The sequence below is a fragment of the Nocardia sp. NPDC059228 genome (assembly GCF_042754245.1).
Classification (GTDB): domain Bacteria; phylum Actinomycetota; class Actinomycetes; order Mycobacteriales; family Mycobacteriaceae; genus Nocardia.
Genome location: NZ_JBHZAL010000028.1, coordinates 1 through 23,071 on the forward strand (window position 1 = coordinate 1; position 23,071 = coordinate 23,071).

The 23,071-nt window shown below is 69.0% G+C and carries 28 protein-coding genes; 18 read left to right on the forward strand and 10 right to left on the reverse strand.

Features of this window, described 5'->3' with window-relative positions; translation table 11 throughout:
• The 5 genes from ACFXKA_RS31755 to ACFXKA_RS31775 all read left to right on the forward strand — a co-directional run.
• On the forward strand, window positions 1-303 hold a 303-nt coding region (locus ACFXKA_RS31755; protein ID WP_379430118.1), incomplete at its 5' end, for a biotin/lipoyl-containing protein.
• Window positions 304-393: 90 nt separating this feature from the next.
• Window positions 394-819 (forward strand): DUF1707 domain-containing protein, encoded by a 426-nt coding sequence (locus ACFXKA_RS31760; RefSeq protein WP_354830123.1) that lies wholly within the window; start codon window positions 394-396, stop codon window positions 817-819.
• The gene (locus ACFXKA_RS31765; protein ID WP_379430119.1) at window positions 819-1,163 is read left to right on the forward strand and encodes a hypothetical protein; all 345 of its coding nucleotides are present in this window, start codon (window positions 819-821) and stop codon (window positions 1,161-1,163) included. Before ACFXKA_RS31760 ends, ACFXKA_RS31765 begins: the two co-directional genes overlap by 1 nt.
• Window positions 1,164-1,418: 255 nt before the next feature.
• Window positions 1,419-1,745, forward strand: coding sequence for a hypothetical protein (locus ACFXKA_RS31770; protein ID WP_379430120.1), 327 nt, complete (start codon window positions 1,419-1,421; stop codon window positions 1,743-1,745).
• Window positions 1,746-1,831: 86 nt separating this feature from the next.
• Entirely contained in the window at window positions 1,832-2,632 is an 801-nt protein-coding gene (locus ACFXKA_RS31775) for a biotin--[acetyl-CoA-carboxylase] ligase (RefSeq protein WP_379430121.1), read from the forward strand.
• A 60-nt stretch (window positions 2,633-2,692) separates the two neighbouring features.
• Here ACFXKA_RS31775 and ACFXKA_RS31780 read toward each other — a convergent pair whose 3' ends face one another.
• Both ACFXKA_RS31780 and ACFXKA_RS31785 read right to left on the reverse strand, forming a co-directional pair.
• Complete coding sequence (locus tag ACFXKA_RS31780; protein WP_379430122.1) at window positions 2,693-4,120, reverse strand: protein kinase; 1,428 nt, start codon at window positions 4,118-4,120, stop codon at window positions 2,693-2,695.
• Window positions 4,121-4,179: 59 nt separating this feature from the next.
• Window positions 4,180-5,133, reverse strand: a complete 954-nt coding sequence (locus tag ACFXKA_RS31785) for an acyl-ACP desaturase (RefSeq protein WP_354830115.1) — start codon at window positions 5,131-5,133, stop codon at window positions 4,180-4,182.
• A gap of 220 nt (window positions 5,134-5,353) precedes the next feature.
• Here ACFXKA_RS31785 and ACFXKA_RS31790 point away from each other — a divergent pair, with 220 nt between their 5' ends.
• The 6 genes from ACFXKA_RS31790 to ACFXKA_RS31815 all read left to right on the forward strand — a co-directional run bounded on the left by ACFXKA_RS31790 (window position 5,354) and on the right by ACFXKA_RS31815 (window position 10,523).
• On the forward strand, window positions 5,354-5,899 hold the full coding sequence (locus ACFXKA_RS31790) for a PH domain-containing protein (RefSeq protein ID WP_354830113.1): 546 nt from the start codon (window positions 5,354-5,356) through the stop codon (window positions 5,897-5,899).
• 9 nt (window positions 5,900-5,908) lie between these two features.
• Window positions 5,909-6,586, forward strand: a complete 678-nt coding sequence (locus tag ACFXKA_RS31795; protein ID WP_354830111.1) for a response regulator transcription factor — start codon at window positions 5,909-5,911, stop codon at window positions 6,584-6,586.
• Window positions 6,587-6,668: 82 nt separating this feature from the next.
• Complete coding sequence (locus tag ACFXKA_RS31800; protein WP_354830109.1) at window positions 6,669-7,979, forward strand: HAMP domain-containing sensor histidine kinase; 1,311 nt, start codon at window positions 6,669-6,671, stop codon at window positions 7,977-7,979.
• A gap of 113 nt (window positions 7,980-8,092) precedes the next feature.
• A complete protein-coding gene (locus ACFXKA_RS31805; RefSeq protein WP_379430123.1) occupies window positions 8,093-8,473 on the forward strand; it encodes a hypothetical protein in 381 nt (126 codons plus the stop codon).
• Window positions 8,474-8,511: 38 nt separating this feature from the next.
• Window positions 8,512-9,204 carry a response regulator transcription factor gene (locus ACFXKA_RS31810; RefSeq protein WP_354830105.1) on the forward strand — a complete coding sequence of 231 codons (693 nt, stop codon included), beginning with the start codon at window positions 8,512-8,514 and terminating at the stop codon, window positions 9,202-9,204.
• On the forward strand, window positions 9,201-10,523 hold the full coding sequence (locus ACFXKA_RS31815; RefSeq protein ID WP_379430124.1) for an ATP-binding protein: 1,323 nt from the start codon (window positions 9,201-9,203) through the stop codon (window positions 10,521-10,523). Before ACFXKA_RS31810 ends, ACFXKA_RS31815 begins: the two co-directional genes overlap by 4 nt.
• On the opposite strand, the gene ACFXKA_RS31820 is transcribed toward ACFXKA_RS31815, so the two are convergent.
• Window positions 10,489-11,058 carry a GtrA family protein gene (locus ACFXKA_RS31820; protein WP_354830101.1) on the reverse strand — a complete coding sequence of 190 codons (570 nt, stop codon included), beginning with the start codon at window positions 11,056-11,058 and terminating at the stop codon, window positions 10,489-10,491. The two genes, ACFXKA_RS31815 and ACFXKA_RS31820, sit on opposite strands and share 35 nt — an antisense overlap.
• Window positions 11,059-11,156: 98 nt before the next feature.
• Here ACFXKA_RS31820 and ACFXKA_RS31825 point away from each other — a divergent pair, with 98 nt between their 5' ends.
• The 4 genes from ACFXKA_RS31825 (at window position 11,157) to ACFXKA_RS31840 (ending at window position 15,002) form a co-directional block, all read left to right on the forward strand.
• A complete protein-coding gene (locus ACFXKA_RS31825; protein WP_379430125.1) occupies window positions 11,157-12,380 on the forward strand; it encodes a 5-(carboxyamino)imidazole ribonucleotide synthase in 1,224 nt (407 codons plus the stop codon).
• The gene (gene purE / locus ACFXKA_RS31830) at window positions 12,373-12,876 is read left to right on the forward strand and encodes a 5-(carboxyamino)imidazole ribonucleotide mutase (protein ID WP_379430126.1); all 504 of its coding nucleotides are present in this window, start codon (window positions 12,373-12,375) and stop codon (window positions 12,874-12,876) included. Before ACFXKA_RS31825 ends, purE begins: the two co-directional genes overlap by 8 nt.
• 92 nt (window positions 12,877-12,968) lie before the next feature.
• The gene (locus ACFXKA_RS31835) at window positions 12,969-13,673 is read left to right on the forward strand and encodes a TetR family transcriptional regulator (RefSeq protein WP_379430127.1); all 705 of its coding nucleotides are present in this window, start codon (window positions 12,969-12,971) and stop codon (window positions 13,671-13,673) included.
• Between the two features lie 171 nt (window positions 13,674-13,844).
• Window positions 13,845-15,002, forward strand: coding sequence for an acyl-CoA dehydrogenase (locus ACFXKA_RS31840; RefSeq protein WP_354831566.1), 1,158 nt, complete (start codon window positions 13,845-13,847; stop codon window positions 15,000-15,002).
• Between the two features lie 108 nt (window positions 15,003-15,110).
• Here the strand turns inward: ACFXKA_RS31840 and ACFXKA_RS31845 are convergent, their stop codons facing one another.
• Window positions 15,111-15,323, reverse strand: coding sequence for a hypothetical protein (locus tag ACFXKA_RS31845; protein ID WP_379430128.1), 213 nt, complete (start codon window positions 15,321-15,323; stop codon window positions 15,111-15,113).
• A 102-nt stretch (window positions 15,324-15,425) separates the two neighbouring features.
• Between ACFXKA_RS31845 and ACFXKA_RS31850 the strand changes: the two genes are divergently transcribed.
• The gene (locus tag ACFXKA_RS31850) at window positions 15,426-15,746 is read left to right on the forward strand and encodes a hypothetical protein (protein WP_354830095.1); all 321 of its coding nucleotides are present in this window, start codon (window positions 15,426-15,428) and stop codon (window positions 15,744-15,746) included.
• On the opposite strand, the gene ACFXKA_RS31855 is transcribed toward ACFXKA_RS31850, so the two are convergent.
• The 3 genes from ACFXKA_RS31855 to ACFXKA_RS31865 form a co-directional block, all read right to left on the reverse strand.
• Window positions 15,743-16,033 carry a GNAT family N-acetyltransferase gene (locus ACFXKA_RS31855; protein ID WP_379430129.1) on the reverse strand — a complete coding sequence of 97 codons (291 nt, stop codon included), beginning with the start codon at window positions 16,031-16,033 and terminating at the stop codon, window positions 15,743-15,745. The genes ACFXKA_RS31850 and ACFXKA_RS31855 overlap by 4 nt on opposite strands.
• A gap of 46 nt (window positions 16,034-16,079) precedes the next feature.
• Window positions 16,080-17,399 (reverse strand): FAD-binding oxidoreductase, encoded by a 1,320-nt coding sequence (locus ACFXKA_RS31860; protein WP_379430187.1) that lies wholly within the window; start codon window positions 17,397-17,399, stop codon window positions 16,080-16,082.
• Window positions 17,400-17,506: 107 nt separating this feature from the next.
• Entirely contained in the window at window positions 17,507-18,970 is a 1,464-nt protein-coding gene (locus tag ACFXKA_RS31865) for an MFS transporter (protein WP_379430130.1), read from the reverse strand.
• 146 nt (window positions 18,971-19,116) lie between these two features.
• Between ACFXKA_RS31865 and ACFXKA_RS31870 the strand changes: the two genes are divergently transcribed.
• Together ACFXKA_RS31870 and ACFXKA_RS31875 are read left to right on the forward strand one after the other, a co-directional pair.
• Window positions 19,117-19,740, forward strand: a complete 624-nt coding sequence (locus tag ACFXKA_RS31870) for a TetR family transcriptional regulator (RefSeq protein ID WP_379430131.1) — start codon at window positions 19,117-19,119, stop codon at window positions 19,738-19,740.
• A gap of 30 nt (window positions 19,741-19,770) precedes the next feature.
• Window positions 19,771-20,091, forward strand: a complete 321-nt coding sequence (locus ACFXKA_RS31875) for a co-chaperone GroES (protein ID WP_328601883.1) — start codon at window positions 19,771-19,773, stop codon at window positions 20,089-20,091.
• 62 nt (window positions 20,092-20,153) lie between these two features.
• Here the strand turns inward: ACFXKA_RS31875 and ACFXKA_RS31880 are convergent, their stop codons facing one another.
• From ACFXKA_RS31880 to ACFXKA_RS31890, 3 genes are all read right to left on the reverse strand, one after another.
• Complete coding sequence (locus ACFXKA_RS31880; protein WP_379430132.1) at window positions 20,154-20,942, reverse strand: oxidoreductase; 789 nt, start codon at window positions 20,940-20,942, stop codon at window positions 20,154-20,156.
• Window positions 20,943-21,018: 76 nt separating this feature from the next.
• The gene (locus tag ACFXKA_RS31885) at window positions 21,019-21,594 is read right to left on the reverse strand and encodes a TetR/AcrR family transcriptional regulator (RefSeq protein WP_379430133.1); all 576 of its coding nucleotides are present in this window, start codon (window positions 21,592-21,594) and stop codon (window positions 21,019-21,021) included.
• Window positions 21,595-21,654: 60 nt separating this feature from the next.
• Window positions 21,655-23,070 carry an NAD(P)(+) transhydrogenase (Re/Si-specific) subunit beta gene (locus ACFXKA_RS31890; RefSeq protein ID WP_379430134.1) on the reverse strand — a complete coding sequence of 472 codons (1,416 nt, stop codon included), beginning with the start codon at window positions 23,068-23,070 and terminating at the stop codon, window positions 21,655-21,657.
• Window position 23,071: the final 1 nt, after the last annotated feature.

The window sequence follows — 23,071 nt, forward strand, 5'->3', positions numbered from 1 at the left end:
ACGGCCGCTTCCGGCAATGGCGTGGGTGGTGCGGTGCGCAAGAAGCCGAAGCCGCGCAAGCGCGGTGGCGCGGGCGCCGGTGCCGCCTCCGGTGATGCCGTGACCGCCCCGATGCAGGGCACCGTCGTCAAGGTCGCGGTCGAAGAGGGACAGTCCGTCGAGGCGGGCGACCTGGTGGTCGTGCTCGAGGCCATGAAGATGGAGAACCCGGTCACCGCCCACAAGGCCGGTGTCATCACGGGTCTCTCGGTGGAGGCGGGCGCCGCCATCACCCAGGGCACCGTCCTGGCCGAGATCAAGTAGCGCAACACCATTCGCGTCAAGTAGCGCAACGCAAGTCACCGAGTGGCCGCTCACCTGCAGGTGGGCGGCCACTCGCGCTAATGTCATGGCATGGCTGAACCACCCGAGATCCGTATTGGCACCGCCGAGCGTGAGGACGCGATGAAGCGGCTGTCCGATCATTTCGCGGCGGGCCGGCTCAGCGTCGCGGAGTTCGACGAGCGCAGTGGGGTCGTGGCCGCCGCCCTGACGCGCGGTGACCTCGAGCGGGTGTTCACCGATCTGCCGGAGCCGGTGGCGGAGAAGAGCGTTCCGGCGCAACGGGAGTCGCGGTTCGGTGCGCACTGGCGCGATCGGGTGATGCCGGTCGTTCCGATCATCGCGCTGATCCTTTTCTTCGTGACCCACCAGTGGTGGATGTTCCTGTTGATCCCGCTGGCGGGCGCGGTGCTGTACGGCGGCGGCAATCCGGGGCAGCGGCGGGAGCACCGGGAGCGCCGGCGGCAGCGGCGACTGGATCGGGGATCGGAGGACTGATGGAGCCCATCGAGATCAATGCGGGCAGTTGGTATCTGCGTGCGCTGCGTGCGGACGAGCGCATCGACGACCGGCCCGCCCTGGCCGACTCCGGCATCACCGAGCCCGGCTATGTGGCCCGGCGCAGCGCCGAATGGGCTGAGGAGACCCACTTCTCGTGGGCGGTGTGCATCCCCACCACCGCGGAGATGGTCGCCGAGATCGGTGTGCGGCCCAATGCCGACGGCACCGCGACCGTGACCGGCTGGGCCCGTGCGGGATACGACGCCGCACTGGCGGACGGCCTGGTGACCGTGCGCCGATTCACCGCGGGCGCCCTCGGCCTGGAACCGGTCGACGCCTGAATCCGAGCCGCCGGATGCGTCCCGCTGTCCGGTCCGGACACCGATCTTCGTCGTGAAAGTCCGTATCTACCAGCCTTGATGGCGTCCGCACCCGAAAAATCGGTCGTGCTCGGCCCCGGTCGTGGGTCACTCTGGAGTCGCATCCGAAACCGACGACCCGGGGAGGCGGTTATGTGGAGCTGGAGTGAACACCAAGCAGATCGGGCAGCGGCGGCATCGTTCACCGCGTGGCGGACCCGTGATCCGGAGCCGACAATGACCGATCCGGAATTCAGTGAAACCTCGGACGACGACGGCGCGAGCGGCGGCGGGCGCACAGCCCCGCTCACGGGCGACGGCCGTACCGGGGATGGCGGCGAATCGACGGGGGACGCCGCCGCTGTGTACGCGGAGATGCCGTGTGCGGGTCGGGTGCCGGTCCCGGGCACCCCGGTGGCAGGGGTGGGTAACCCGGTACTCGTGTCCGCCGACGCCGAGTCCGACGCGGCCGAGCCTGCGCGCGAGGACATTTCCGAGCAGGTGCTCGCCGGCCTGTTCGAGGCCCTCGCGGGCATGTTGCAGGCGGTGTCCGCGCCGCGGTAGCGCGCCGGGCGAGCAGGGGCGGTCCGATCCGGACCCGCCCCTTGTCGTTGCCGTGTGGATGCGAGCGGGGGAGTAGCGTGCGGTGCATGGAGAGGTCGCCGCTGGATGTTGACGTGCTGGGCCGGAGTGTTGCCGAGGTGCCCGAGCTGGGTTTCTTCTCGGTCGTCGAGGTGGTCGAGTCGACCGGGTCGACCAATGCGGATCTGGTTGCGCGGGCCGCGGATTCGAGTGCCGATCGGCTGGTGCTGATCGCCGAGTCGCAGGAACACGGCCGCGGCCGCCACGACCGGCGGTGGGTGAGCCCCGCGCGGGCGCAGATCGCCATGTCGCTGCTGGTGCGGGTGCGCGGGATCGATCCCGCCGTGCTGGGCTGGCTGCCGCTGCTCACCGGCGTGGCCGTGGTGGACGCGGTGCGCGCGGTGGCCGGGGTGAAGGCGGTGCTCAAGTGGCCCAATGACGTGCTGGTGGACGGCCGCAAGCTGGCCGGGATCCTGGCCGAGATCGCCGCAGCGGGTGCGGACCCGGCGGTGGTGGTCGGGGTCGGGTTGAACGTCTCCCTCACCGAGGCCGATCTGCCTGTCCCGCACGCCACGTCCCTGCTGCTGGCCGGGGCTCCCGAGATCGATCGCACGGTGCTGGTGCAGGCGATGCTGCGCGAGTTCGCCCGCCGCTTCACCGCCTGGGAGGCGTCCGGCTGGGATATCGCCGAGCTGTCCGCGGCCTATCGCGAACGGTGTGCCACCCTCGGCGCGCAGGTACGCGCGGAGCTGCCCGGTGGGGAGGTTCTCACCGGAATTGCCACGGGCATAGACGAATACGGCAGGCTGCTGGTCGGTGACCGCGCCGTCTCGGCGGGCGACGTCACCCATCTGCGCGCCGAGTACTGACGGAAACGCTTTTCCCGCAACCTGATTCGCGCCGGTTCCCGAACAGGTTCGGCGCGCGGACTATTGGCTGTTCTGTCCGTGCGGGCGACCGCCGTGGCGGTTGCCGCCGGCGGGCCCGGGGAAGCCCGGAAGGGTGAAGCCGGGACCGGGCAGACCGGGACCGGGGATCTCGAGTCCGGGTAGCCGCGGGCCGGCCGGGGCGTCGATGGCCGGCGGTTCGGCGGGGGCCAGTGTGTCGTCCGTCGTCGGTGTGACGGATGCGGCGGCGGGGTCCTCGGGAGGTTCGGTCGTCGGCTCGTTGGTCGGTGGAAGCGCCGCCTGGACAGGAACTTTCGGGGTCGGTACGGCCGAGGTCCGGGCGCGCTGCTCGGGCTGCGGTTCCGCGGCCCGGCTCGTGAACAACGCGGCGCCGATCGCGATGGCGGTGGCGGCGGCCGCGAAGCTCGCGGCGGCGAGCAGTCGCTGCCGGGTCCAGCGGCGGGCGGGCAGATCCAGATCGGCTTCCTTGGACAGCGCGACGGTATGCATATCCATTCGGGCCGGGATTCCCGCGGCGGGCGCCGGGCGCGGGAGGGCGGTGGTGCGCGCGTCGGTGGCGGCCGGGTTCGGGATGGTCACGGTCACCTGCGCCTCGGGAGCCGGCTCGGCCGGTACGGCGGGCGCGGCGAGGGCGGCCTTGGCGGCGGCGGCGAATTCGCCTGCGGTGGAATACCGTTCGCCGGGTTTCTTGGCCAGGGCGCGCAGGACGACGGCGTCGAGGGCGGCCGGAACGGTCTCGTCGAGGGTGGACGGCGGCTTGGGCGCGAGGTCGAGGTGAGCGCGCATGAGCTGCGCCGGATTACGCACCCGGAAGGGCCGCTGCCCGGTGAGGCATTCGTAGAGGACGCAGCCCAGGGAGTAGATGTCGGAGCTCGGTGAGGCGGCGCCCTCGAAGCGTTCCGGCGCCATGTAGGCGGGGGTGCCGACCAGCATGCCGGTCTGGGTGATGGCGCTCTGGCCGTCCTGCAGGGCGGTGCCGAAGTCGATGAGGTAGGCGACGTCGTCGGGGGCGACGATGATGTTCTGCGGCTTGACGTCCCGGTGGATCAGCCCGGCGGCGTGGGCGTCGTCGAGCGCGGAGGCGACCTGGGAGATGAGGTCCACGGCCGCGTCCGCGGCCATCGGGCCCTCCCATTCGAGCAGGGCCTCGATATCGAGGCCGTCCACGAATTCCGAATCGATGTACAGCCGGCCCTCGAGCTCGCCGTAGCTGTGCACGGGCACCACGTGCGGTCCGTGTAGCAGTGCGGCGGCCCGGGCCTCCCGCTCGAAGCGCCGCCGGTATTCGGGATCGGAGGTCAGGACCGGTGCCAGCATTTTGAGCGCGACGGTGCGATCCGCCACGGTGTCGTGCGCACGCCACACTTCCGCCGACCCACCGCTGCCGAGCAGTTCGTCGAGGCGGTATCGGCCCAGGTAGCCATCCCCCAACGGATTTCCTCTCGTCACACTGGGGGACACCTTAGCGAACCGAATTTATTTCAATCGCACACAACGTCCCCCTGGTGTCAGACCGTTTGCAGTTCGCCGCGGGCGGCTTCCCGGGCGAGCATGCGGTCGCGCTGTTCCTCGAACTTGACGACGTCCTGGCCCAGTTTGTCCAGATAGGCGGCCAGCTCCTCGCGCGCTTTCTCGCCGCGCGGCCCGAAGTCGTTGCGCTCGAAGATATTCCAATTCTTCAGCACCGGACCGACCACTTCCTCCAGGTGCTGGCGCAGGTCGTAGATGCCGTGCTTGGCCATCATGACCCCGTTGCGGCGGAAGTTCGGCATGCCGGCGCCGGGCATCACGAAGTGGGTGAGCACCTTGGTGATGGCCGCCACCGCCTGGTCGGGCGCCAGGTCCAGGCCGGCCGCGCACAGGGTGCGGTAGAAGATCATGTGCAGGTTCTCGTCGGCGGCGATGCGCTGCAGCATGCGGTCCGCGACGGGGTCCTTGCAGACCCGGCCGGTATTGCGGTGACTCACCCGGGTGGCCAGCTCCTGGAAGGTCACGTACGCGACATTCTCCAGGAAGCCGCCCCAATCAGCGGGCGACCGCACGCCATTGGTCATGTGGATCATGCGCGCCTGTTCCAGCGCCACCGGATCCACGCCACGGGTGACCACCAGATAGTCCCGCATGACGATGCCGTGCCGGTTCTCCTCGGCGGTCCAGCGGCCCACCCAGGTGCCCCAGGCGCCGTCCTGGGAGAAGTTCTCGGCGATCTCGCGGTGGTACGAGGGCAGATTGTCCTCGGTGAGCAGGTTGGTGATCATCGCGATCTTGGCGACCTCGGTCAGCCGCGACTGCGCGGGATCCCAGTCCTCGCCGCCCATGGCCGCGAAATTGCGGCCCTGCTCCCACGGCACGTAATCGTGCGGGTGCCATTCCTTGGCCATCGACAGATGCCGATTCAGATTCGCCTCGGCGACCGGTTCGAGCTCGCGAAGTATCTGGAACTGCGTCAACTCTCGGGTCACACACGCCTCCTGTGTCTGGCACAACCGGGTAGAGCCTGCTGTCGACGATCACCGGCGAAGCCGGATGGTCCTGCTCGGGAAAACCCTGACGGTCTTGCGCGGTACAACTAGGAAGAAAGGCAACTCGTGCCTGCCGATGGTACCGGCAACCGCACGATTGTGCCCCAGCCCGCAGATCGTCGTGCGGCCTTCCGGCATCCGGCCGCGATAGGGTTTCGGCATGGGTTATCCGGAGGAGGCATTGGCGCCCGAAGAGGTGCTGCTGCTGCACCGCCATCCGCACTGGAAGATGTTGTTCTGGCCGGCTGTGACTTTCATCCTTGTCACCGCGTTGGCCGGATTCGCCGCGGGGGTGACGGCGCGCAATACCGGCGGCACCCTCCAGACCGGTTTGCTGCTCGGCATTCTGGCGTTGTGGCTGGGGATCGTGGTGTGGCGCAGCCTCGCTCCGCTGATCCGGTGGAAGTCGACGCATTTCATCGTGACCGATCGGCGGGTGCTGATCCGGCAGGGCGTGCTCACCCACACCGGCATCGACATTCCGATGAACCGGATCTCGAATGTGCAGTTCCGCCATGGGTTGTTCGATCGCATGCTGGGTACCGGCACGCTGATCATCGGTTCGTCGTCGGAGGATCCGCTGGAGTACGACGACATTCCGCATGTGCAGCAGGTGCACGCGATGCTCTATCACCAGGTCTTCGATGTGGTGCAGAACAATCCGAACGGTGGCGGCTTCTACGGATCCGCCGGGGCGTACCCGTAGTCTGGTGCCGTGACCGCAGTACTGCTGGCCGAAGACGACGAGGCCATCGCCGCCCCGCTGTCGCGGGCGCTGGGCCGTGAGGGCTATTCGGTGACCGTGGAGAGCTACGGTCCCGCCGTGCTCGAACGGGCCCTCGAGGGTGGTCACGACCTGCTGATCCTGGACCTCGGCCTGCCCGGTATGGACGGGCTCGAGGTGTGCCGCCAGGTGCGGGCGCGCGGCGCCGAGCTGGCCGTGCTCATGCTCACCGCGCGTACCGACGAGGTGGACTTCGTGGTCGGCCTGGACGCCGGCGCGGACGACTATGTGGGCAAGCCTTTCCGGCTGGCGGAGCTGCTGGCCCGGGTGCGGGCGTTGTTGCGCCGCAGCGGAATCGGGGACGAGGCGGTGGAGGTGGGCGGCATCCGGCTGGAGCCGGCCGCGCGCCGGGTGCTGGTGAACGGCATCGAGGTGAACCTGGCGAACAAGGAGTACGAGCTGCTGAAGGTGCTCATCGACCGGGCCGGGCAGGTGGTCTCGCGCGAGATGATCCTGCGCGAGGTATGGGGTGACGCCGATCTGCGCGGCTCCAAGACCCTGGACATGCACATGTCGTGGCTGCGCCGCAAGATCGGCGACGAGGGGCCGGTGGCCGAGCGGCGTATCGTGACCGTCCGCGGCGTAGGCTTCCGGTTCAATACCGACTAGCCGCTCAGTTCGAAATCCTTTTGTTGTGCTGTTCCGCGCGCGTCCGAACCCCGAAAACCCGGCGAAGCGAGGCATCTCGACGATGAGACGCAGGATTCTGCTGTCCATGGTGGCCGCCTTGACCCTCACCACTCTGGTTCTCGGTGTGCCGCTGGCGTTCACGGCCTGGAAGTGGGTCGAGGACATCAACCGCAATGAACTGCGCAACCGGCTCGACGGCATCTCCGAGGAGGTGACGCGCCAGGAGCGCGACGGCGTGGTGTACGGCGAGCTGGACACCAAGGCGGTGCGGCTGCTGATTCCGGCCAACGGCAAGCTGACCATCATCTATCCGACGCCGACCGAGCCCAACAAGAAGGTCGACATCGGCGCGGACACGGTGCGCGATCCGCTCTCGGAGTCCTGGTCGATGGGCACCGACGGCTCGCTGCGGCTGGAAGTGCCCTCGGCCCCAATGCATTCCATGCAACGGCAGGCGCTCGGCGCGGTGCTGGGCCTGGTGCTCATCTCGCTGGGCGCGGGCATCGCGGTGGCGGTGGTGACCGCGCGCCGGGTGGCCGACCCGCTGCGGGACGTAGCGGCCCGCGCGGCGCGGCTGGCCATGGGCGACTTCCGCGCCGATCCGCGCCGCCACGGCATCACCGAACTGGACCGGGTATCCGACGTCCTGGATTCGGCCACAGTGGAAATCGCGGGCCGGCTGCAGCGCGAGCACGCCCTGGTCGCCGATGTCTCGCATCAGCTGCGCAGCCGGCTCACCGCCGTGCGCCTGCGCCTGGACGAGCTGTCCGCGCACGCCGACCCGGCGGTGGTGCACGAGGCGGAAGAGGCCATGGCACAGGTGGATCGGCTCACCGACGCCATCGACGAGCTGGTGCGCGCCTCCCGCGACGAGGGCGCGGCCGAACGCGATCCGCTGCCGGTCGTGGCCGAATTGCGCAGTGTCGTCGCGGAATGGCGGCATCCCTTCGCCGAGGCCGGGCGCAAGCTGGTGCTGCTCGGCGACCCGACTCTCAAAGCGCCCGTGACGGGTTCACGCCTGCGCGAGGCGCTCGCGGTGCTGGTCGACAATGCCCTCATGCACGGCGGCGGCACCTGCACGGTGTCGGTGCGCACGGTGACGGGCCGCATGGACGATCGCGAGCCGCTGGTGGTCGTCGAGGTCGCCGACGAGGGCGACGGCGTGCGAGATGAGCTGGCGCCGCACATCTTCGACCGCGGCTTCTCGGCGGCGGGCTCCACCGGGGTCGGTCTGGCCCTGGCCCGCGCGCTGATCGAAGCCGACGGCGGGCGACTGGAACTCCAGCGTCGCCGCCCCGCCCTGTTCGCCGTGTTCCTCGGCTCCTCGGGGGTGGCGTCACGGCCGATCGCGGTCGGCACCGAGCCGCGCTGATCTTCTATCCGTTCTCTAACCGTTCGCTAGCCGGTCCTGAGAATCCGCTTCCTACCTTCGGATTCGTCAACCGGAGCCGGCGCCCGATCGCCGGCGAGAGAACAGGAGACGCCATGCCGATCTTCACCGTCCGCCGCACCGTGACCGCCGCGGTCCTCGGGACCGCCGCCCTCGGGGCGCTGGCACTGCCCGCGCTGGCGCAGGCCGCGACGCCGGATTCGATTGCGGGACTGGCGGATACGGGCAGTAGCGAGCCCGTCCCCCCGGCCGCCCCCACCGGTCCGGGCGTGCTGATCATCAAGGATCGCGACGGCAATGTGACTGTGCGCCAGGCCGAGCCGGGTGTGCCGCCGGTCCCGGACGCCGTGCCGGCCCTCCCGGTGCGGCCGGGCCTGCCGGCGCCCGGCGTGGTGACCGTGCAGCCGGGCGATCCGGGCGTGGCGGTCCTGCCCGGCAAACCGTCGCAGACCATCGTGGTGAACCCGGGTCGCTGAGGCTCCGCTCTCAGCTCGCGTCAGTATCGTCTGGTCTTGTGACGGGTCCCCGGATTCTGATTGTGGACGACGATGTCAGGGTGCTGTCCTCGGTGGCGCGGGGGCTCCGGATGTCGGGTTTCGACGTCGAAACCGCGGCGGACGGGGCCGCCGCGCTCCGCCAGATCGCCGCGTATGCCCCGCAGGCCATGCTGCTCGACCTGAATATGCCGAATCTGGATGGCGTGCAGGTCGTCACGGCACTGCGCTCACTGGGCAACGACATCCCGATCTGCGTGCTCAGCGCCCGCACCGAGGTCACCGATCGTATCGACGCCCTGGAGGCCGGGGCCGACGACTACCTCACCAAGCCCTTCGACCTGGGCGAACTGGTGGCCCGGCTGCGCGCCATGCTGCGCCGCGCCCCCGCCCCGGCCCACGTCACCGACGATCACATCACCGTGGGCTCGCTGACCATCGCACCCGGCGCGCGGCGTGCATGGGTCGACGGCACGCCCCTCGACCTCACCAAACGCGAATTCGATCTGCTCGCCGCGCTGGCCGCGGCGCCGGGGCAGGTCTTCTCCCGCGCCCAGCTCCTCGACCGGGTCTGGGGCTACGACTTCGAAACCCAGACCAAGGTGGTCGATGTGTTCGTCTCCTACCTCCGCCGCAAGATCGAGGCCGCCGGATCCCCGCGGCTCGTCCACACCGTCCGCGGCGTCGGCTTCGTCCTGCGGACCGAGCCGTGACCAGGCTGCCGCGACGGCCGGTGTCGCTGCGCGCCCGGGTCGCGCTGGCGAGCGCCGCGACGGCCGCGGTGGTGGTCGCCGCCATGTCGGTGGTGTTGTTCGCGTTCGCTCCGAACGACGCGGCGAATCAGGTCGGCCGGGTGGTCAGCGCGATCGCGCTCGCCCCCGCCCAGCTGCAACCCGGCCGGTCGCTGCCGGAACCCGTGCTGTCGAGTCTCCCCGTGCCCGGCAGCACGGCTGCTCCCGAGCCGGGCCTGCCCGCCGTCACGAAACCCGGGGTGCTCATCGTGCGCGGCGAGCCGGGCAGTCCGGAGCCGGAATACTCGCGCACGGTGGCGCTCGACGGCCATCCGGTGGCGGTGACCGTGCCGACCGGCGTGGCCTCGGATTCGGCTGCGCAGCAGCGGATCCGGATCGTGCTCATCGGACTGGCCGCGGTGCTGCTGGCGGCGGTGCTGGGCTGGTATTTCGCGCATCGGGCGGTGGTCCCGCTGCGGCGGCTGACCGCGGCGACGGCCGGGCTGGGCGAGGGGCTGGCCCTGCAGACCCCGCGTCATCCGGTGGCCAGCGAGACGACGGAATTGGCCGAGGCCATGAACACCATGCTGGGGCGCATCGCAACCGAGCGCCGGCACACCGGCGAAGCACTGGTCACGGCACGCGATTTCGCCGCCACCGCCGCGCACGAGCTGCGCACGCCCCTGACGGCCATGCGCACCGACCTGCAGGTGCTGCGGTCCATGCCGCTGTCGGATGCCGAGCGCGCGGAGATTCTCGACGAGATCCTGGGTGCGCAGAGTTCGGTCGAGGCCACCCTGCAGGCCCTGGAACGGCTGGCGGTGGGCGATCTGGCCACCGAATCCGATCGGGAGGATCTGGAGCTCGGACAGCTCATCGATCAGGTGGTGGATGACGCCCGGCGCGCGAATCCCGGCGTGCTCATCGACACCGAGGCGGTGGAGCCCATCGTGCTGCGCGGGCTGGCCGCGGGGCTGCGTTCGATCATCGACAATGCGGTGACCAATGCCGTCCGGCACGGCGGGGCGCGGCGCATCGAGATCGCGACGCGGCGCGACGACGATCACGTCGTCCTCACCGTCGACGACGACGGTCGCGGCATCCCGGCACCGGATCGGGAGCGCGTCTTCGAACGGTTCTACCGGGCGAGCACGACGCCGGGCAGCGGTCTGGGTCTGGCCCTGGTCGCGCAGCAATCCCGCTTGCACGGCGGTACCGCGACCATCGGGGAAAGTCCGGCGGGCGGCGTCCGCCTGACCGTCACCCTCAGCTGTGACCCAGCTGCTCCTCGTTCTCGGTGACGAGTTCTTCGGCCTCGTTGACGAGGTCCTCGAATTCGGTTTGCAGTTCCTGCATTTCGTCGGGGAACACCCACCGCTTCATGGCCCAGAATCGGAATGCCATTTGCAGCAGGTTGCCGATGATGAAGGCGCTGAAGAAGTCGGCGATGTTCTCGACGGTGAAACTCACATTGGGCTGCCGGAGGTCGAACACGTAGCTCGACACCCACAGCGGCAGCGCGGCGAGTCCGACGCCGATTCCGCTGACCAGGAAGAACAGCAGCGCTTCGTGGTGCTTCTCGCGCCCACCGCGCTTGTCGAAGGTCCATTCCCGGTTGAGGATGTAGGACACGATGACCGCGATGGTGCCCGACATGATGCGGGCCACGGTCGGCTTGGTGTCCATGATCGTCCATTTGAGGACGTAGAAAATGCCCAGGTCGATGACGAACGTGGTCGCACCGACTATCGCGAACTTGAGTAGTTCGTAATGGCGGTCCGCGAGGGCCCGCAGGGGGGTGGGCAGGCGGTTGACCACTTTGTCGACAAATGACACCCAGCGAGTCTACGTCTCTGGTCCACACGCTGTCCGGCCGGTACAAATCGGGGCAGATACCTGTCATGCGACCCGCGAGTCGGTAGCGGGTGGGTGTCATGACAACATGGTGCAGCGTGAGCGCCCGTTCCTTCGATTCCTCCGCGATGCCCACCGTCACCATGATCGGCGGTGGCCAGCTCGCGCGCATGACCCATCAGGCGGCCATCGCGCTGGGCCAGCGGCTGCGCGTGCTCGCCGAGCGCCCCGACGACCCGGCCGCCCAGGTGACGCCGGACGTGGTCCTCGGCAGCCACGACGATCTGGCCGCGCTGCGCAAGGCCGCCGTCGGCTCGTACGCGCTGACCTTCGACCACGAGCACGTGCCGACCGCGCACCTGGAGGCGCTCATCGCCGAGGGTGTGAACGTGCAGCCGCCGCCGCAGGCGCTGATCTACGCCCAGGACAAGCTCCGGATGCGGCGCAAGCTGGCCGAGCTGGGCGTGCCGATCCCGGCCTACACCGAGGTGACCTCGGTCGCCGACGCGGTGACCTTCGCCGACGAGCACGGCTGGCCGTTCGTGCTCAAGGCGGTGCGCGGCGGCTACGACGGCCGCGGCGTGTGGATGCCCGCCGATGCCGCCGAGGCCGCCCCGATCATCGAAGACCAGCTGGCCCACGGGGTCTCGCTGATGGCCGAGGCCAAGGTGGACCTGAAGCGGGAGTTGTCGGCCATGGTGGCGCGCTCCCCGTTCGGGCAGGCCGCCGCCTGGCCGGTGGTGGAGACCGTGCAGCGCAACGGCCAGTGCGCGGTGGTCATCGCGCCCGCGCAGGACCTGAACGAGGCCAGGGCCACCGAGGCCGAGGCGCTCGCCCTGCGCCTGGCCTCCGAGCTCGGCGTGACCGGCGCCATGGCCGTGGAGCTGTTCGAGACCCACGCCGGCGAGCTGCTGGTCAACGAGCTGGCCATGCGCCCGCACAACTCCGGCCACTGGGGCATGGACGGCGCCTGCACCGGCCAGTTCGAGCAGCACCTGCGCGCGGTCCTGGACTACCCGCTGGGCAGCACCAGGCCGCTGGCCCCGGTCACCGTCATGGCCAATATCCTGGGCGCGCCGCAAGCCCCCGAGATGTCCATGGACGAACGGCTGCACCATCTTTCGGCCCGCATCCCCGAGGCCAAGGTGCACCTCTACGGCAAGGGCGAACGCCCCGACCGCAAGATCGGCCACATCAATATCCTCGGCGACGACGTGGCCGAGACCCGGGAGAAAGCCGAGCGGGCGGCGCACTGGATGTCGCACGCGATCTGGACCGATGGATGGGATCCGCACCATGACTGACACCGCACAGGTTGGCCTCATCATGGGGTCGGACTCCGACTGGCCCACCATGGAGGCGGCCGCGGAAGCCCTGGCCGAGTTCGGCATTCGCTTCGAGGTCGGCGTGGTCTCCGCGCACCGCACTCCGCAGCGCATGCTCGACTACGCCAAGAACGCCGCCGACCGCGGCGTCAAGGTGATCATCGCGGGCGCGGGCGGCGCGGCCCACCTGCCCGGCATGGTCGCCTCCGCCACCCCGCTCCCGGTCATCGGCGTGCCGGTGCCGCTGAAGTACCTGGACGGCATGGACTCCCTGCTGTCGATCGTCCAGATGCCCGCCGGCGTCCCGGTCGCCACCGTCTCCATCGGCGGCGCCCGCAATGCCGGCCTGCTCGCGGTCCGCATCCTCGCCACCGCCGACCCCGAATTGCGTTCCCGCATGGAACGTTTCCAGGCCGGCCTGGAACAAATGGTCCTCGAGAAGGACGAGGCGCTGCGCACCAAACTGCTGGGCTGACACGTCAGCTTTCTCTCGAGCTGACCTCACCGTTCCGCGCGCCGTCGACCGTGGCGTGCGGAACGGCCCGCCCGGGTCGCTACCGTTGGCGGATGCCTACCGACCAGCCCGCACGGCCGCGCGCCGACGCGGATTCGACCCAGCGCCGTCTCACCGTGGTGGATCAGGCGCTACGGCTGTTCGCCGAAAAGGGTTACGAGGCAACGACGGTCGACGAGATCGCGGAAGCGGCGGGGATTTCCCGGCGGACCTTCTTCCGGCAGTTCCGGTCCAAGGAGGACGTGGTCTTCGCCGATCACGAGTCGCAGCTGGCGCAGGCGCGGGCCTTCTTGGAGAGCACACCGTTGGAGGCGGCGCAGGGGGATCCGTGGGATGCCGTGTGCGAGGCCGTGGTCGAGGTGTTCGAGCGGTTCACGCAGTGGCGGGAGATCGCGGCCCGGCGCTACCGGGTGGTGCGGCAGGTGCCGACACTGCGGGAGCGGGAGATCGTGACGGTCTTCCGATACGAGCGGTTGTTCACCGACTATCTGCGCGGGCGCTTGCAGGGGACCGCGGATCTGGAGCTGGTGCAGTTCACGGCCGCGGTGACGGCAACCCACAACTATCTGCTGCGGCGGATGGTCCGGGGAGAGTCGGCGGCGAGCCCGGCGGATCTGCGGGCGGCGCTGGCGGCGATTCCGCGCGGCGGACGCGAGCCCGCGCCGGCCTCGGACGAGATGGTGGTGGCGGTGTTTCCCCGCGATCTCTCGCCACGGCAGGTCGCGGACCTGCTGGCCCGTCGCCTCGATACGCTGTGAGCTGCCCACAGTGGCGCAAATGACACTGCGTGCCACGGATTAGTACGCAGGTACCCGCACGTAATTGCGATTTCGCGGCGTATACTCGACTTCGACTGGCACTGAGTGCCGCACAAGTTGGCGATGCTGGGCAACCAGCGGCGATCCCCCGAAGACCAGGAGAAGAACCCCATGGCGGGCAACCCCGATTTCAACTTGTTCCAGCTCGAGGACTTCCACCACGAGCTGCGCGAGGCCATCCGCGGCCTGTCCGAGAAGGAGATCGCCCCCTACGCGAAGGACGTGGACGGCAACGCCCGCTTCCCCGAGGAGGCGCTGACCGCCCTCAACGCGGCCGGCTTCAACGCCGTGCACGTGCCGGAGGCCTACGGCGGCCAGGGCGCGGACTCGGTCGCCACCTGCATCGTGATCGAAGAGGTCGCCCGCGTCTGCGGTTCCTCCTCGCTCATCCCGGCCGTCAACAAGCTGGGCACCATGGGCCTGATCCTGAACGGCTCCGAGGAGCTCAAGCACAAGGTGCTGTCCGACATCGTCGCGGGCAAGATGGCCTCCTACGCCTTGTCCGAGCGTGAGGCCGGCTCCGACGCCGCCTCCATGCGCACCCGCGCCAAGGCCGACGGCGACGGCTGGATCATCAACGGCTCCAAGTGCTGGATCACCAACGGCGGCCGGTCCGACTGGTACACCGTCATGGCCGTCACCGACGCCGACAAGGGCGCCAACGGCATCTCCTCGTTCATGGTCCACAAGGACGACGAGGGCTTCGTGGTCGGCCCGCTGGAGCACAAGCTGGGCATCAAGGGTTCCCCGACCGCCGAGCTGTACTTCGAGAACTGCAAGGTCCCCGGCGACCGCATCGTCGGCGAGCCCGGCACCGGTTTCAAGACCGCCCTGCAGACCCTGGACCACACCCGTCCGACCATCGGCGCGCAGGCCGTCGGCATCGCGCAGGGCGCCCTGGACGCCGCGATCGCCTACACCAAGGACCGCAAGCAGTTCGGCAAGGCCATCGCCGACTTCCAGAACACCCAGTTCATGCTGGCCGACATGGCCATGAAGATCGAGGCCGCCCGCCTCATGGTCTACACCTCGGCCGCCCGCGCCGAGCGTGGCGAGAAGAACCTCGGCTTCATCTCCGCGGCCGCCAAGTGCTTCGCCTCGGATGTGGCCATGGAGGTCACCACCAACGCCGTCCAGCTCTTCGGCGGCGCCGGCTACACCACCGACTTCCCGGTGGAGCGCATGATGCGCGACGCCAAGATCACCCAGATCTACGAGGGCACCAACCAGATCCAGCGCGTCGTCATGTCGCGTCAGATCCTGCGCTGATCGCTGTTCGATCTGGCGGACACGCGGGAGGCGGCTCCGAGCTGGGCTCGGGGCCGCCTCCGTTGCGTTCGGCCCGGATGAGGGAGTGCCGGGCCGGACGTCTGCGAACTACTGCGCGGACAGGCCGCTGAGCAGGCCGCCGATCAGCGGGACGGAGTTGGAGCTGACCGCCGGCGGGCCCTCGGCGGTGGCCGCGACATGGGCCTCGGTGACGAACAGGTTCCAGGAGCCCGCCGCCCGCCACGTGACGCGCGGGCCGCCGACGCGGCGAAATCTGTTCAGTAGCTGAAGGATTGCTCTGGCAATCGGCTCGCCGCCCATGTGCGGCAGGAGGGTTCGCCGGAACCTCTCTTCGCGGCTTCCTCGGGTAAAGCGCGGGTTTGAGGACTGTTCGGGTGGGGATGCCGGGGGCACTATGGAGCCATGGCCGGAGTCGAAATCAACGACACCTTCGTCCGGCGCACACTGGCCGACGGACGGGTGGAAGAGGTCGCGTGGACGGAACTGGCAGAGGTACGGATCATTACGGCGGCCGACGGCCCGTTCGCGGGGGACGTGTTCTTCGTGTTGATCGGGGCGACCGGTAAGGGGTGTGTGGTGCCCTACTCGGCCGCCGACACCGCGTTCCTGGCCAAGCTGCAGTCACTACCGGGGTTCGACGACGCGAAGGTGGGGGAGGCGATGGTGGGCAGCGCCGACCGGCATTTCCGGGTCTGGCAGCGTCGGCACCACCGCGCGAATTAGGCCACCAGGTCGGCGTATTCGGGGTGCTCCCCGATGTACTTCTCGACGTACCAGCAGGTGGGAATGATCGAGAAGCCGTCCGTGCGCGCGTCGTTCAGCGCGAACTCCACCACCTGCGCGGCCACGCCGCGGCCCCGGAACTCGGGAAAGGTGAGGGTGTGCTGGATGTCGCGGACCCTGGTGTCGCCATTCACCCGCTCCGCGTAGTCGGCGTAGCCCGCGAGAGTGCCGTCCAGGTAGATCTCGTAGCGGGTCGCGTCGGCGTTGTGTTCCAGCTTCGTACTCATGACCGGTGTGAACTCCCTTGCGATGCGGATTGTTCCGGCGGGACGGTCAGAGGACCGCGCCCGGATTGAGTATCCCGTGCGGATCCAGCGCGTCCTTGATCCGGCGAGTGAGCGCCATCACATCGGGGCCGAGCTGGTCCGGTAACCAGGCCTTCTTGAGCCGGCCCACGCCGTGCTCGCCGGTGATGGTGCCGCCCAGGCCGATGGCCAGGTTCATGATCTCGCCGAACGCGAGGTGCGCGCGCTCGGACTCCTCCGGGTCGGCGGGGTCGTGGACGATCAGGGGATGGGTGTTGCCGTCGCCCGCGTGCGCGATGACGGAGATGAGCACCCGCCGGTGCGCGGCGATCTCGGCGATGCCGGTGACCAGGTCGCCGAGCCGGGGCAGCGGCACCCCCACGTCCTCGAGCAGCAGCGGCCCTTTGCGTTCCACGGCCGGGATGGCGAATCGCCGTGCCGCGCAGAAGGCTTCGCCCTCCTCCGGATCGTCGGTGCGGAAAGCCTCGGTGGCCCCGGCCTTTTCGCAGGCGGCCAGCATGATGTCCGCCTCGTGCCCGGCGTGTTCGCCCGGGGCGTCGGACCGCGCCACCAGCAGCCCCGCCGCGTTCCGGTCGAGTCCCATGCGGAGCTCGTCCTCGACGGCATTGATGGCCACCGAATCCATGAATTCCAGCATGGAGGGGCGCAATTGGCCGGTGATGGCCAGGATCGCGTCGGTCGCCGCGGTGAGCGTGGGGAAGGTGGCGACCACGGTGGACTGCGGGGGCTGCGCGGGCAGCAGCCGCAGGGTCAGCTCGGTGATGATCCCCAGCGTCCCCTCGCTGCCCACGAACAGTTTGGTCAGCGAGAGTCCCGCCGAGTCCTTGAGCCGCGGCCCGCCCAGCCGCACCGTGGTCCCGTCGGCCAGTACGACCTCCATGCCGAGCACGTAATCGGTTGTGACGCCGTACTTCACGCAGCACAATCCGCCGGCATTGGTGGCCGCGTTCCCGCCGATGGAGCAGATCTCGAAGGAGGACGGGTCCGGCGGATACCACAGCCCGTGTTCGGCCACGGCCCGCTTGACCTCGGCGTTCAGCAGTCCCGGCTGCACCACCGCGGTCCGCGTCACGGTGTCGACGCTGATCTCCCGCATCTTCTCGGTGCTCAGCACCAGCGCCCCGGGCTGCGCGGTGGCCCCGCCGGACAGTCCGGTCCCGGCCCCGCGCGGCACGATCGGCACCCGATGCTCGGCCGCCCACCGCACGGTGGCCGCGACCTGCTCGGTTGTCAGCGGCCGCACCAGCGCGAGCGCGGTCCCGGCCTCCGGATCCAGCGCCCGATCCTGCCGATATCCGGTCAGCACGTCCGGATCGGTCACCACCATGCCCGTCGGGAGCAGACCGCTCAGTGTGTCGAGATCGATGTCCACACTCAGGAACGTACGGGCTTCCGGCTGATTTGTCCGGAAGCCCGTACGACAAGCGGGAGTTCTCACTGTGCGGTGGCGGCCTTCGGCAGGGCGAGTGCGGCGGTGAGCACGACGGCCAGCACCGCGGCCCCGCCGAGCGCGGCCATCTCCATGGCGGTCACGTAGCCGCCGGTCCCGTGGTGCGCGCCCAGGGCGCTGAAGAAGATCACCCCGAGAACCGTTGCGCCGATGGCGTTTCCGAACTGCTGCGAGGTGGTCAGCACGCCGGCCGCCATCCCGGCCTGCCGCGCCGGAATCCCCGACGACAGCACGGCCCCGACCACCGACGGAATGGTCAGCCCATTGCCGGTACCGACGATCATCATGCCGGGGATGAGCGCGAGCACGGTCACGTGCTGGCCCATGATGGCCAGCACGGCCAGGGTCAGCGCCAGCCCGGCGAGGCTGGTGAGCGTCCCCACCACCATGACCCGATTGCCGATCCGGGCGGCGACCCGCGGCGCGAGGAAGAACGAGCTGCCCGCGAAGCACAGTCCCAGCGGCGCGAAGGCGAGCCCGGCGGTGAGCGGTGAGAGCCCGAGCCCGTTCTGCAGCATGAGCGTCAGGCACAGCATGAATCCGGCGAAGAAGGTCAGGTACCCGCCCGCGATCACCAGTCCGAGGCTGAACCCGCGTTCGCGCACCATGCCGGTGTCGAGGACGGGTTCGCCGCCGCGCGTGGCCAGCCGGTTCTCGTAGCGCAGGGTGAGCAGCAGCACCGGGATCGAGGCGAGCATGCTGACCCAGGTCCACACCGGCCAGCCCTCGGGACGCCCCAGCGTGATCGGGACCAGCAGCAGTGCCAGCGCGGCCGAGATGCCCAGCGCGCCGATCGGGTCCAGTTTCGGCCGGTGGGTCGGCTCGTGCCGGGGCAGCCAGCGCGCGGCCAGGGCGGCGGCGATCAGCCCGATGGGCACATTGATGTAGAAGATGGTGCGCCAGCCCCACCCGAACAGGTCGGCGTCGAGCAGTACCCCGCCCAGCACCTGACCCGATACCGCGCCGATGCCGATGGTTGCGCCGAAAGCGGCCATGGCCCTGGGCCGTTCGTGCGGCGGGAAGAGCGTGTTGATGAGCGCGAGCATCTGCGGCACCATGAGCGCCGCGGTGCCGCCCTGCAGAACGCGGAAGGCGACCAGCGCCCAGGCATTGGGCGCGAGCCCGCACAGCAGTGAGGCGAAGGTGAACGCGAGCATGCCGATCACGAACAGCCGCCGGTGTCCGTGCAGGTCGCCGAGCCGGCCGCCGGTGATCAGGCCCGAGGCGTAGGCGAAGCCGTAGCCGCCGACGATGAGTTCCAGCGCCGATTCACCGGCGTGCAGGTCGTGTTCCAGCGAGGAGGCGGCGACATTGACGACGAACCAGTCGAACATCGCCATGAACATGGCACTGAGGATGACGGGCAGCGCGCGCCAGCGGGCGGCGAACTCGAGGGGCCCGGTCGCGACGGGAGCCGTTGCGGCAGGCCGGTTTTCGAGGGTGGTCACGTCGTTCTCCCGAGCGTGAAGGGGGAATGGGGGTGGTGGGCGCGCCGTTGCGCCGGAAACTCGAGCCTTGTAACTAACCGGTTGGTTAGAGATATTCCACGGGGATCCCCGGCTTGTCAACCAATTGGTTGGTTACCATCGAGGGCATGGCAGGCACCAGAGATCCCGAGGCCACGAAGGCGCGCATCTTCGAGGCCGCGACCGCGGAATTCGCGCAGTACGGGATCGCCGGCGCGCGGGTGGATCGCATCGCGCGCAATGCCAAGGCCAACAAGCAGCTCATCTACGCCTACTTCGGCGACAAGGAGAAGCTCTTCCACCAGGTGCTGGAGAAGACCATGCTGGCCGTGGCCGGCTCGGTGACCACCGATATCGAGGACCTCGACACCTGGATCGACCAGCACATCGACTACCACCGCGAGCATCCCGAACTGCTGCGCCTGCTGCAGTGGGAAGCCCTGGAACTGGGCCGGGAACACGCCTCGGCGGGCGAATTGCGCTGCGGCCGTTACCTGGAGAAGCGCGAGAAGGTCGAGGTGGCGCAGGGCAAGGGCCTGATGCGCGCGGACATGCCGGCCGGTCAGGTATTGATGCTGCTCATGTCGATGATCAACTATCCGCTGGCCGTCCCGCAGGTCAACGCCTTCACCATCGGCGTGGACGCCGATCCGGAGGAGCAGCGCACCTGGATCAAGGACGCCATCCGCCGCATCGTCGCGCCCGAGACCGCGGCGCCGGCCGCCGGGCCGGACGCGGGCACCGGGGCGTAAACGCTCGTACTCGCGCAGTACACTGCCGCCGTGTCCGATGCCAAGCTAGAGATCCAAATGCTGCACGACCGCGTCATGGTCAAGCTCAACCCCGAGGCGGGCGAGCGGCGCAGCAGTGGCGGCATTCTCATCCCGGCCACCGCGCAGGTGGCCAAGCGCCTGTCGTGGGGCGAGGTCTGCGGCGTGGGTTCCCATGTCCGCGCGGTAAGCGTCGGCGACCAGGTGCTGTTCAGCGCCGACGATCAGTTCGAGGTGGAGATCCAGGCGCAGGCGTATTACGTGCTGCGCGAACGCGATCTGCACGCCGTCGCCAACTCCCACCCCGAGCACGGCACCGGCCTCTACCTGTAGTCGATCGAATATCAACGGCCCGCGTTCCTTTCGAGAACGCGGGCCGTTGTCGTACCGGTGTGTCAGACCGTCTTGATGATGCCGCCGTCGATCACATAGTCCGCGCCGGTGATGATGGCGGCCTGCTCGGAGGTCAGGAAGGTCACCAGCGCCGCCACCTCCTTCGCTTCGGCGATGCGGCCGGAGGCGATATTGAACTGCGCCGGAATGGCGTTCAGGAACTGCTCGTGGTCCATGCCGTTGGCCGCGGCCAGCTTCGCGCCGAGGTGGTCGGGGCCGCGCCAGATGTCGGTGCCGACCGGCCCGGGCGACACCGTGTTGACGCGGACGCCCTGCGGGCCGAATTCCTCGCTGAGTCGCTTGCCGAAGTTGGTGAGCGCGGCCTTGGCCTCGCTGTAGCCCGCCGGGCCGGACGCCGGAATCCGGGCGTTGATCGAGGACACGGTCACGATCGCGCCGCGCCGCTCGATGATGCTCGGCAAGGCCGCGCGGGTGGTGGTCACGACGCCGAACAGGTTGAGGTCGAACAGCTTTCGCCACTGCTCGTCCGAGGATTCCAGGAACCCGCCCAGGGTCAGCTGGTCGGCGTCGCCGCCGCCCACATTGTTGACCAGGATGTCGATGCCGCCGAGCTCGGACAGCGCCGCCCCGACCGCGGCCAGCGCGCCCTCGGTGGTGCTCAGATCGGCGGAAACCGCTGCCGCCGCGACCTTTTCGAGCTCCGGGGTGACATTGCGGGCCACGCCCACGACGCGCACGCCCTCATCGGCCAGCGCTTCGGCGACGGCCAGCCCGATGCCCCGGCTGGCGCCGGTGACGAGGGCGGTCTTGCCGTTCAGTCCGAGATCCATGATTCGTACCTTTCTTGAACTGTAGGTCAAAAACTGGGGTAAAGGAAAGGGCCGCCGGATGCGGCCCGTGAGTCGGTCAGAGGGTGGTCAGTGCGGTGTCGATAATGCGGTACAGCGTCTCCGCGTCCGCGATCTTGGCCATGATGCGAAGGCCGCCAATGGTATTCATCAGGAACTCGCTGTAGGCCAGGGCGTCGAGGGGCGTCGGGACATCGCCGTCGCGCTTGCCCTGCTCGATGCGCTCGACGAACGCCTCGACCAGGTGTGCGTGCGCGGCTGTCACCGCCTTGGTCGCCTCGGCATCATGCCCGCCGAGCTCCATGGCGGTATTCACCACCAGGCACCCCCGGCGGACCGGCTGCGCCAGATCGTTGTCGACGGTCCACCGCATCCAGGCACGAAGTCGTTCGCGGGTCGTCCCCGGCTGTGACAAGACCTCCCGGGCCAGTTCCACCCCGGTCCGGTCGTACCGCGCCAAGCACTGGTCGAACAACTCCCGCTTGCTTCCGAAGGTGTTGTACAGACTGCCTTTTCCGACTCCGCAGGCTTCCGCGAGCTGGGCGGGAGAGGTGTTCGCATAGCCATGGGTCCAGAACGTCTCCATTGCACGTTCCACCACGGCGTCTTCGTCGAAGCTCCGTGGCCGGCCCATGAATGCAAAAGTACCCCGTTCTAGACCTGTAGGTCAAGAACGGGGTACTTCACGAAACCGCTACAGCGCCTTCAGTTCTTCGGTGACCGCGCCGACGGACTTCTTGGCGTCGCCGAAGAGCATGGAGGTGTGGTCGGCGTAGAACAGCGGGTTGTCGATGCCGGCGAAGCCGGAGTTCATCGACCGCTTGAGCACGATCACGCTCTTGGCCTGGTCGACGTTGAGTACGGGCATGCCGTAGATCGGGGACGAGGCGTCCTCGCGGGCGGCCGGGTTGGTGACGTCGTTGGCGCCGATGACCAGGGCGACATCGGTGCGGGCGAACTCGCCGTTGATGTCGTCCATTTCCTTCATGGCGTCGTAGGAGACCTCGGCCTCGGCCAGCAGCACGTTCATGTGGCCGGGCATACGACCGGCGACCGGGTGGATGGCGTATTTGACCTCGACGCCCTTGGCCTCGAGCAGGGCCGCCATCTCCTTGACCGCGTGCTGGGCCTGGGCCACGGCCATGCCGTAACCGGGGACCACGATGACCTGGTTGGCGTAGGCCATCTGGATCGCGGCGTCCGCGGCGGAGGTGGCCTTGGCCTGCTTCTGCTCGCCGGCACCGCCCGCGCCCGGAGCCGTTCCGCCGCCGCCGAATCCACCGGCGACGATGGCCGGGATGGACCGGTTCATGGCCTTGGCCATCAGGTTGGTCAGGATGGTGCCGGACGCGCCGACGATCATGCCGGCCACGATCATGGCGGTGTTGTCCAAAGCCAGACCCGCCGCGGCCGCGGACAGACCGGTCAGGGCGTTGAGCAGCGAGATGACGACCGGCATGTCGGCGCCACCGATGGGCAGCACCACCATCAGGCCGAGAATGCCGGCCAGCACCAGCACCGCGATCATCCAGTACTGCGGCACGCCGGTGTCGGTCGCGCCGATGCCGATGACCACGGCCGCGGCGATCGAGCCGGCCAGCAGCAGCAGGTTCAGCGGCTGCTGCAGCTTGCCCACGCCGATCGGCTTGCCGGGCAGGATCTCCTGCAGCTTGCCGAAGGCGATGACCGATCCCCAGAACGAGACCGAGCCGATGATGGCAGCGAACAGCGAGGCGATCACGATGTGCACCGTGGGCTGCTCGTGCACCGCGGAAAAGCCCTTGGTGTCGAGGAATTCGGCCCAGGCGATCAGCGCCACCGTGCCACCGCCGACGCCGTTGAACGCGGCGACCAGCTGCGGCATGGCGGTCATCTTGGTGAAGCGAGCGGGCGGAACACCCAGCCCCACACCGACCACCAGGCCCGCGACGATGATGATCCAGTTATTGGTGTGCCGGATGGAGATGAGCGTCGCGACGACCGCGATGACCATGCCGGTCGCGGCGATCCAGTTGCCGCGCACCGCGGTCTTCGGGCCGGTCAGGCCCATCAGACCGTAGATGAACAGCGCGAACGCGACGATGTAGAGGATATTGACCAGATTGTCCATG

Excerpts from the sequence above, each read along its gene's own strand:
- ACFXKA_RS31760 (WP_354830123.1), top strand. The coding sequence starts at position 394 with ATGGCTGAACCACCCGAGATCCGTATTGGCACCGCCGAGCGTGAGGAC.
- ACFXKA_RS31765 (WP_379430119.1), top strand. The coding sequence starts at position 819 with ATGGAGCCCATCGAGATCAATGCGGGCAGTTGGTATCTGCGTGCGCTG.
- ACFXKA_RS31770 (WP_379430120.1), top strand. The coding sequence starts at position 1,419 with ATGACCGATCCGGAATTCAGTGAAACCTCGGACGACGACGGCGCGAGC.
- ACFXKA_RS31775 (WP_379430121.1), top strand. The coding sequence starts at position 1,832 with ATGGAGAGGTCGCCGCTGGATGTTGACGTGCTGGGCCGGAGTGTTGCC.
- ACFXKA_RS31790 (WP_354830113.1), top strand. The coding sequence starts at position 5,354 with ATGGGTTATCCGGAGGAGGCATTGGCGCCCGAAGAGGTGCTGCTGCTG.
- ACFXKA_RS31800 (WP_354830109.1), top strand. The coding sequence starts at position 6,669 with ATGAGACGCAGGATTCTGCTGTCCATGGTGGCCGCCTTGACCCTCACC.
- ACFXKA_RS31805 (WP_379430123.1), top strand. The coding sequence starts at position 8,093 with ATGCCGATCTTCACCGTCCGCCGCACCGTGACCGCCGCGGTCCTCGGG.
- ACFXKA_RS31825 (WP_379430125.1), top strand. The coding sequence starts at position 11,157 with ATGACAACATGGTGCAGCGTGAGCGCCCGTTCCTTCGATTCCTCCGCG.
- purE (WP_379430126.1), top strand. The coding sequence starts at position 12,373 with ATGACTGACACCGCACAGGTTGGCCTCATCATGGGGTCGGACTCCGAC.
- ACFXKA_RS31835 (WP_379430127.1), top strand. The coding sequence starts at position 12,969 with ATGCCTACCGACCAGCCCGCACGGCCGCGCGCCGACGCGGATTCGACC.
- ACFXKA_RS31840 (WP_354831566.1), top strand. The coding sequence starts at position 13,845 with ATGGCGGGCAACCCCGATTTCAACTTGTTCCAGCTCGAGGACTTCCAC.
- ACFXKA_RS31845 (WP_379430128.1), bottom strand. The coding sequence starts at position 15,323 with ATGGGCGGCGAGCCGATTGCCAGAGCAATCCTTCAGCTACTGAACAGA.
- ACFXKA_RS31850 (WP_354830095.1), top strand. The coding sequence starts at position 15,426 with ATGGCCGGAGTCGAAATCAACGACACCTTCGTCCGGCGCACACTGGCC.
- ACFXKA_RS31855 (WP_379430129.1), bottom strand. The coding sequence starts at position 16,033 with ATGAGTACGAAGCTGGAACACAACGCCGACGCGACCCGCTACGAGATC.
- ACFXKA_RS31860 (WP_379430187.1), bottom strand. The coding sequence starts at position 17,399 with ATGGTGGTGACCGATCCGGACGTGCTGACCGGATATCGGCAGGATCGG.
- ACFXKA_RS31870 (WP_379430131.1), top strand. The coding sequence starts at position 19,117 with ATGGCAGGCACCAGAGATCCCGAGGCCACGAAGGCGCGCATCTTCGAG.
- ACFXKA_RS31880 (WP_379430132.1), bottom strand. The coding sequence starts at position 20,942 with ATGGATCTCGGACTGAACGGCAAGACCGCCCTCGTCACCGGCGCCAGC.
- ACFXKA_RS31885 (WP_379430133.1), bottom strand. The coding sequence starts at position 21,594 with ATGGGCCGGCCACGGAGCTTCGACGAAGACGCCGTGGTGGAACGTGCA.
- ACFXKA_RS31890 (WP_379430134.1), bottom strand. The coding sequence starts at position 23,070 with ATGGACAATCTGGTCAATATCCTCTACATCGTCGCGTTCGCGCTGTTC.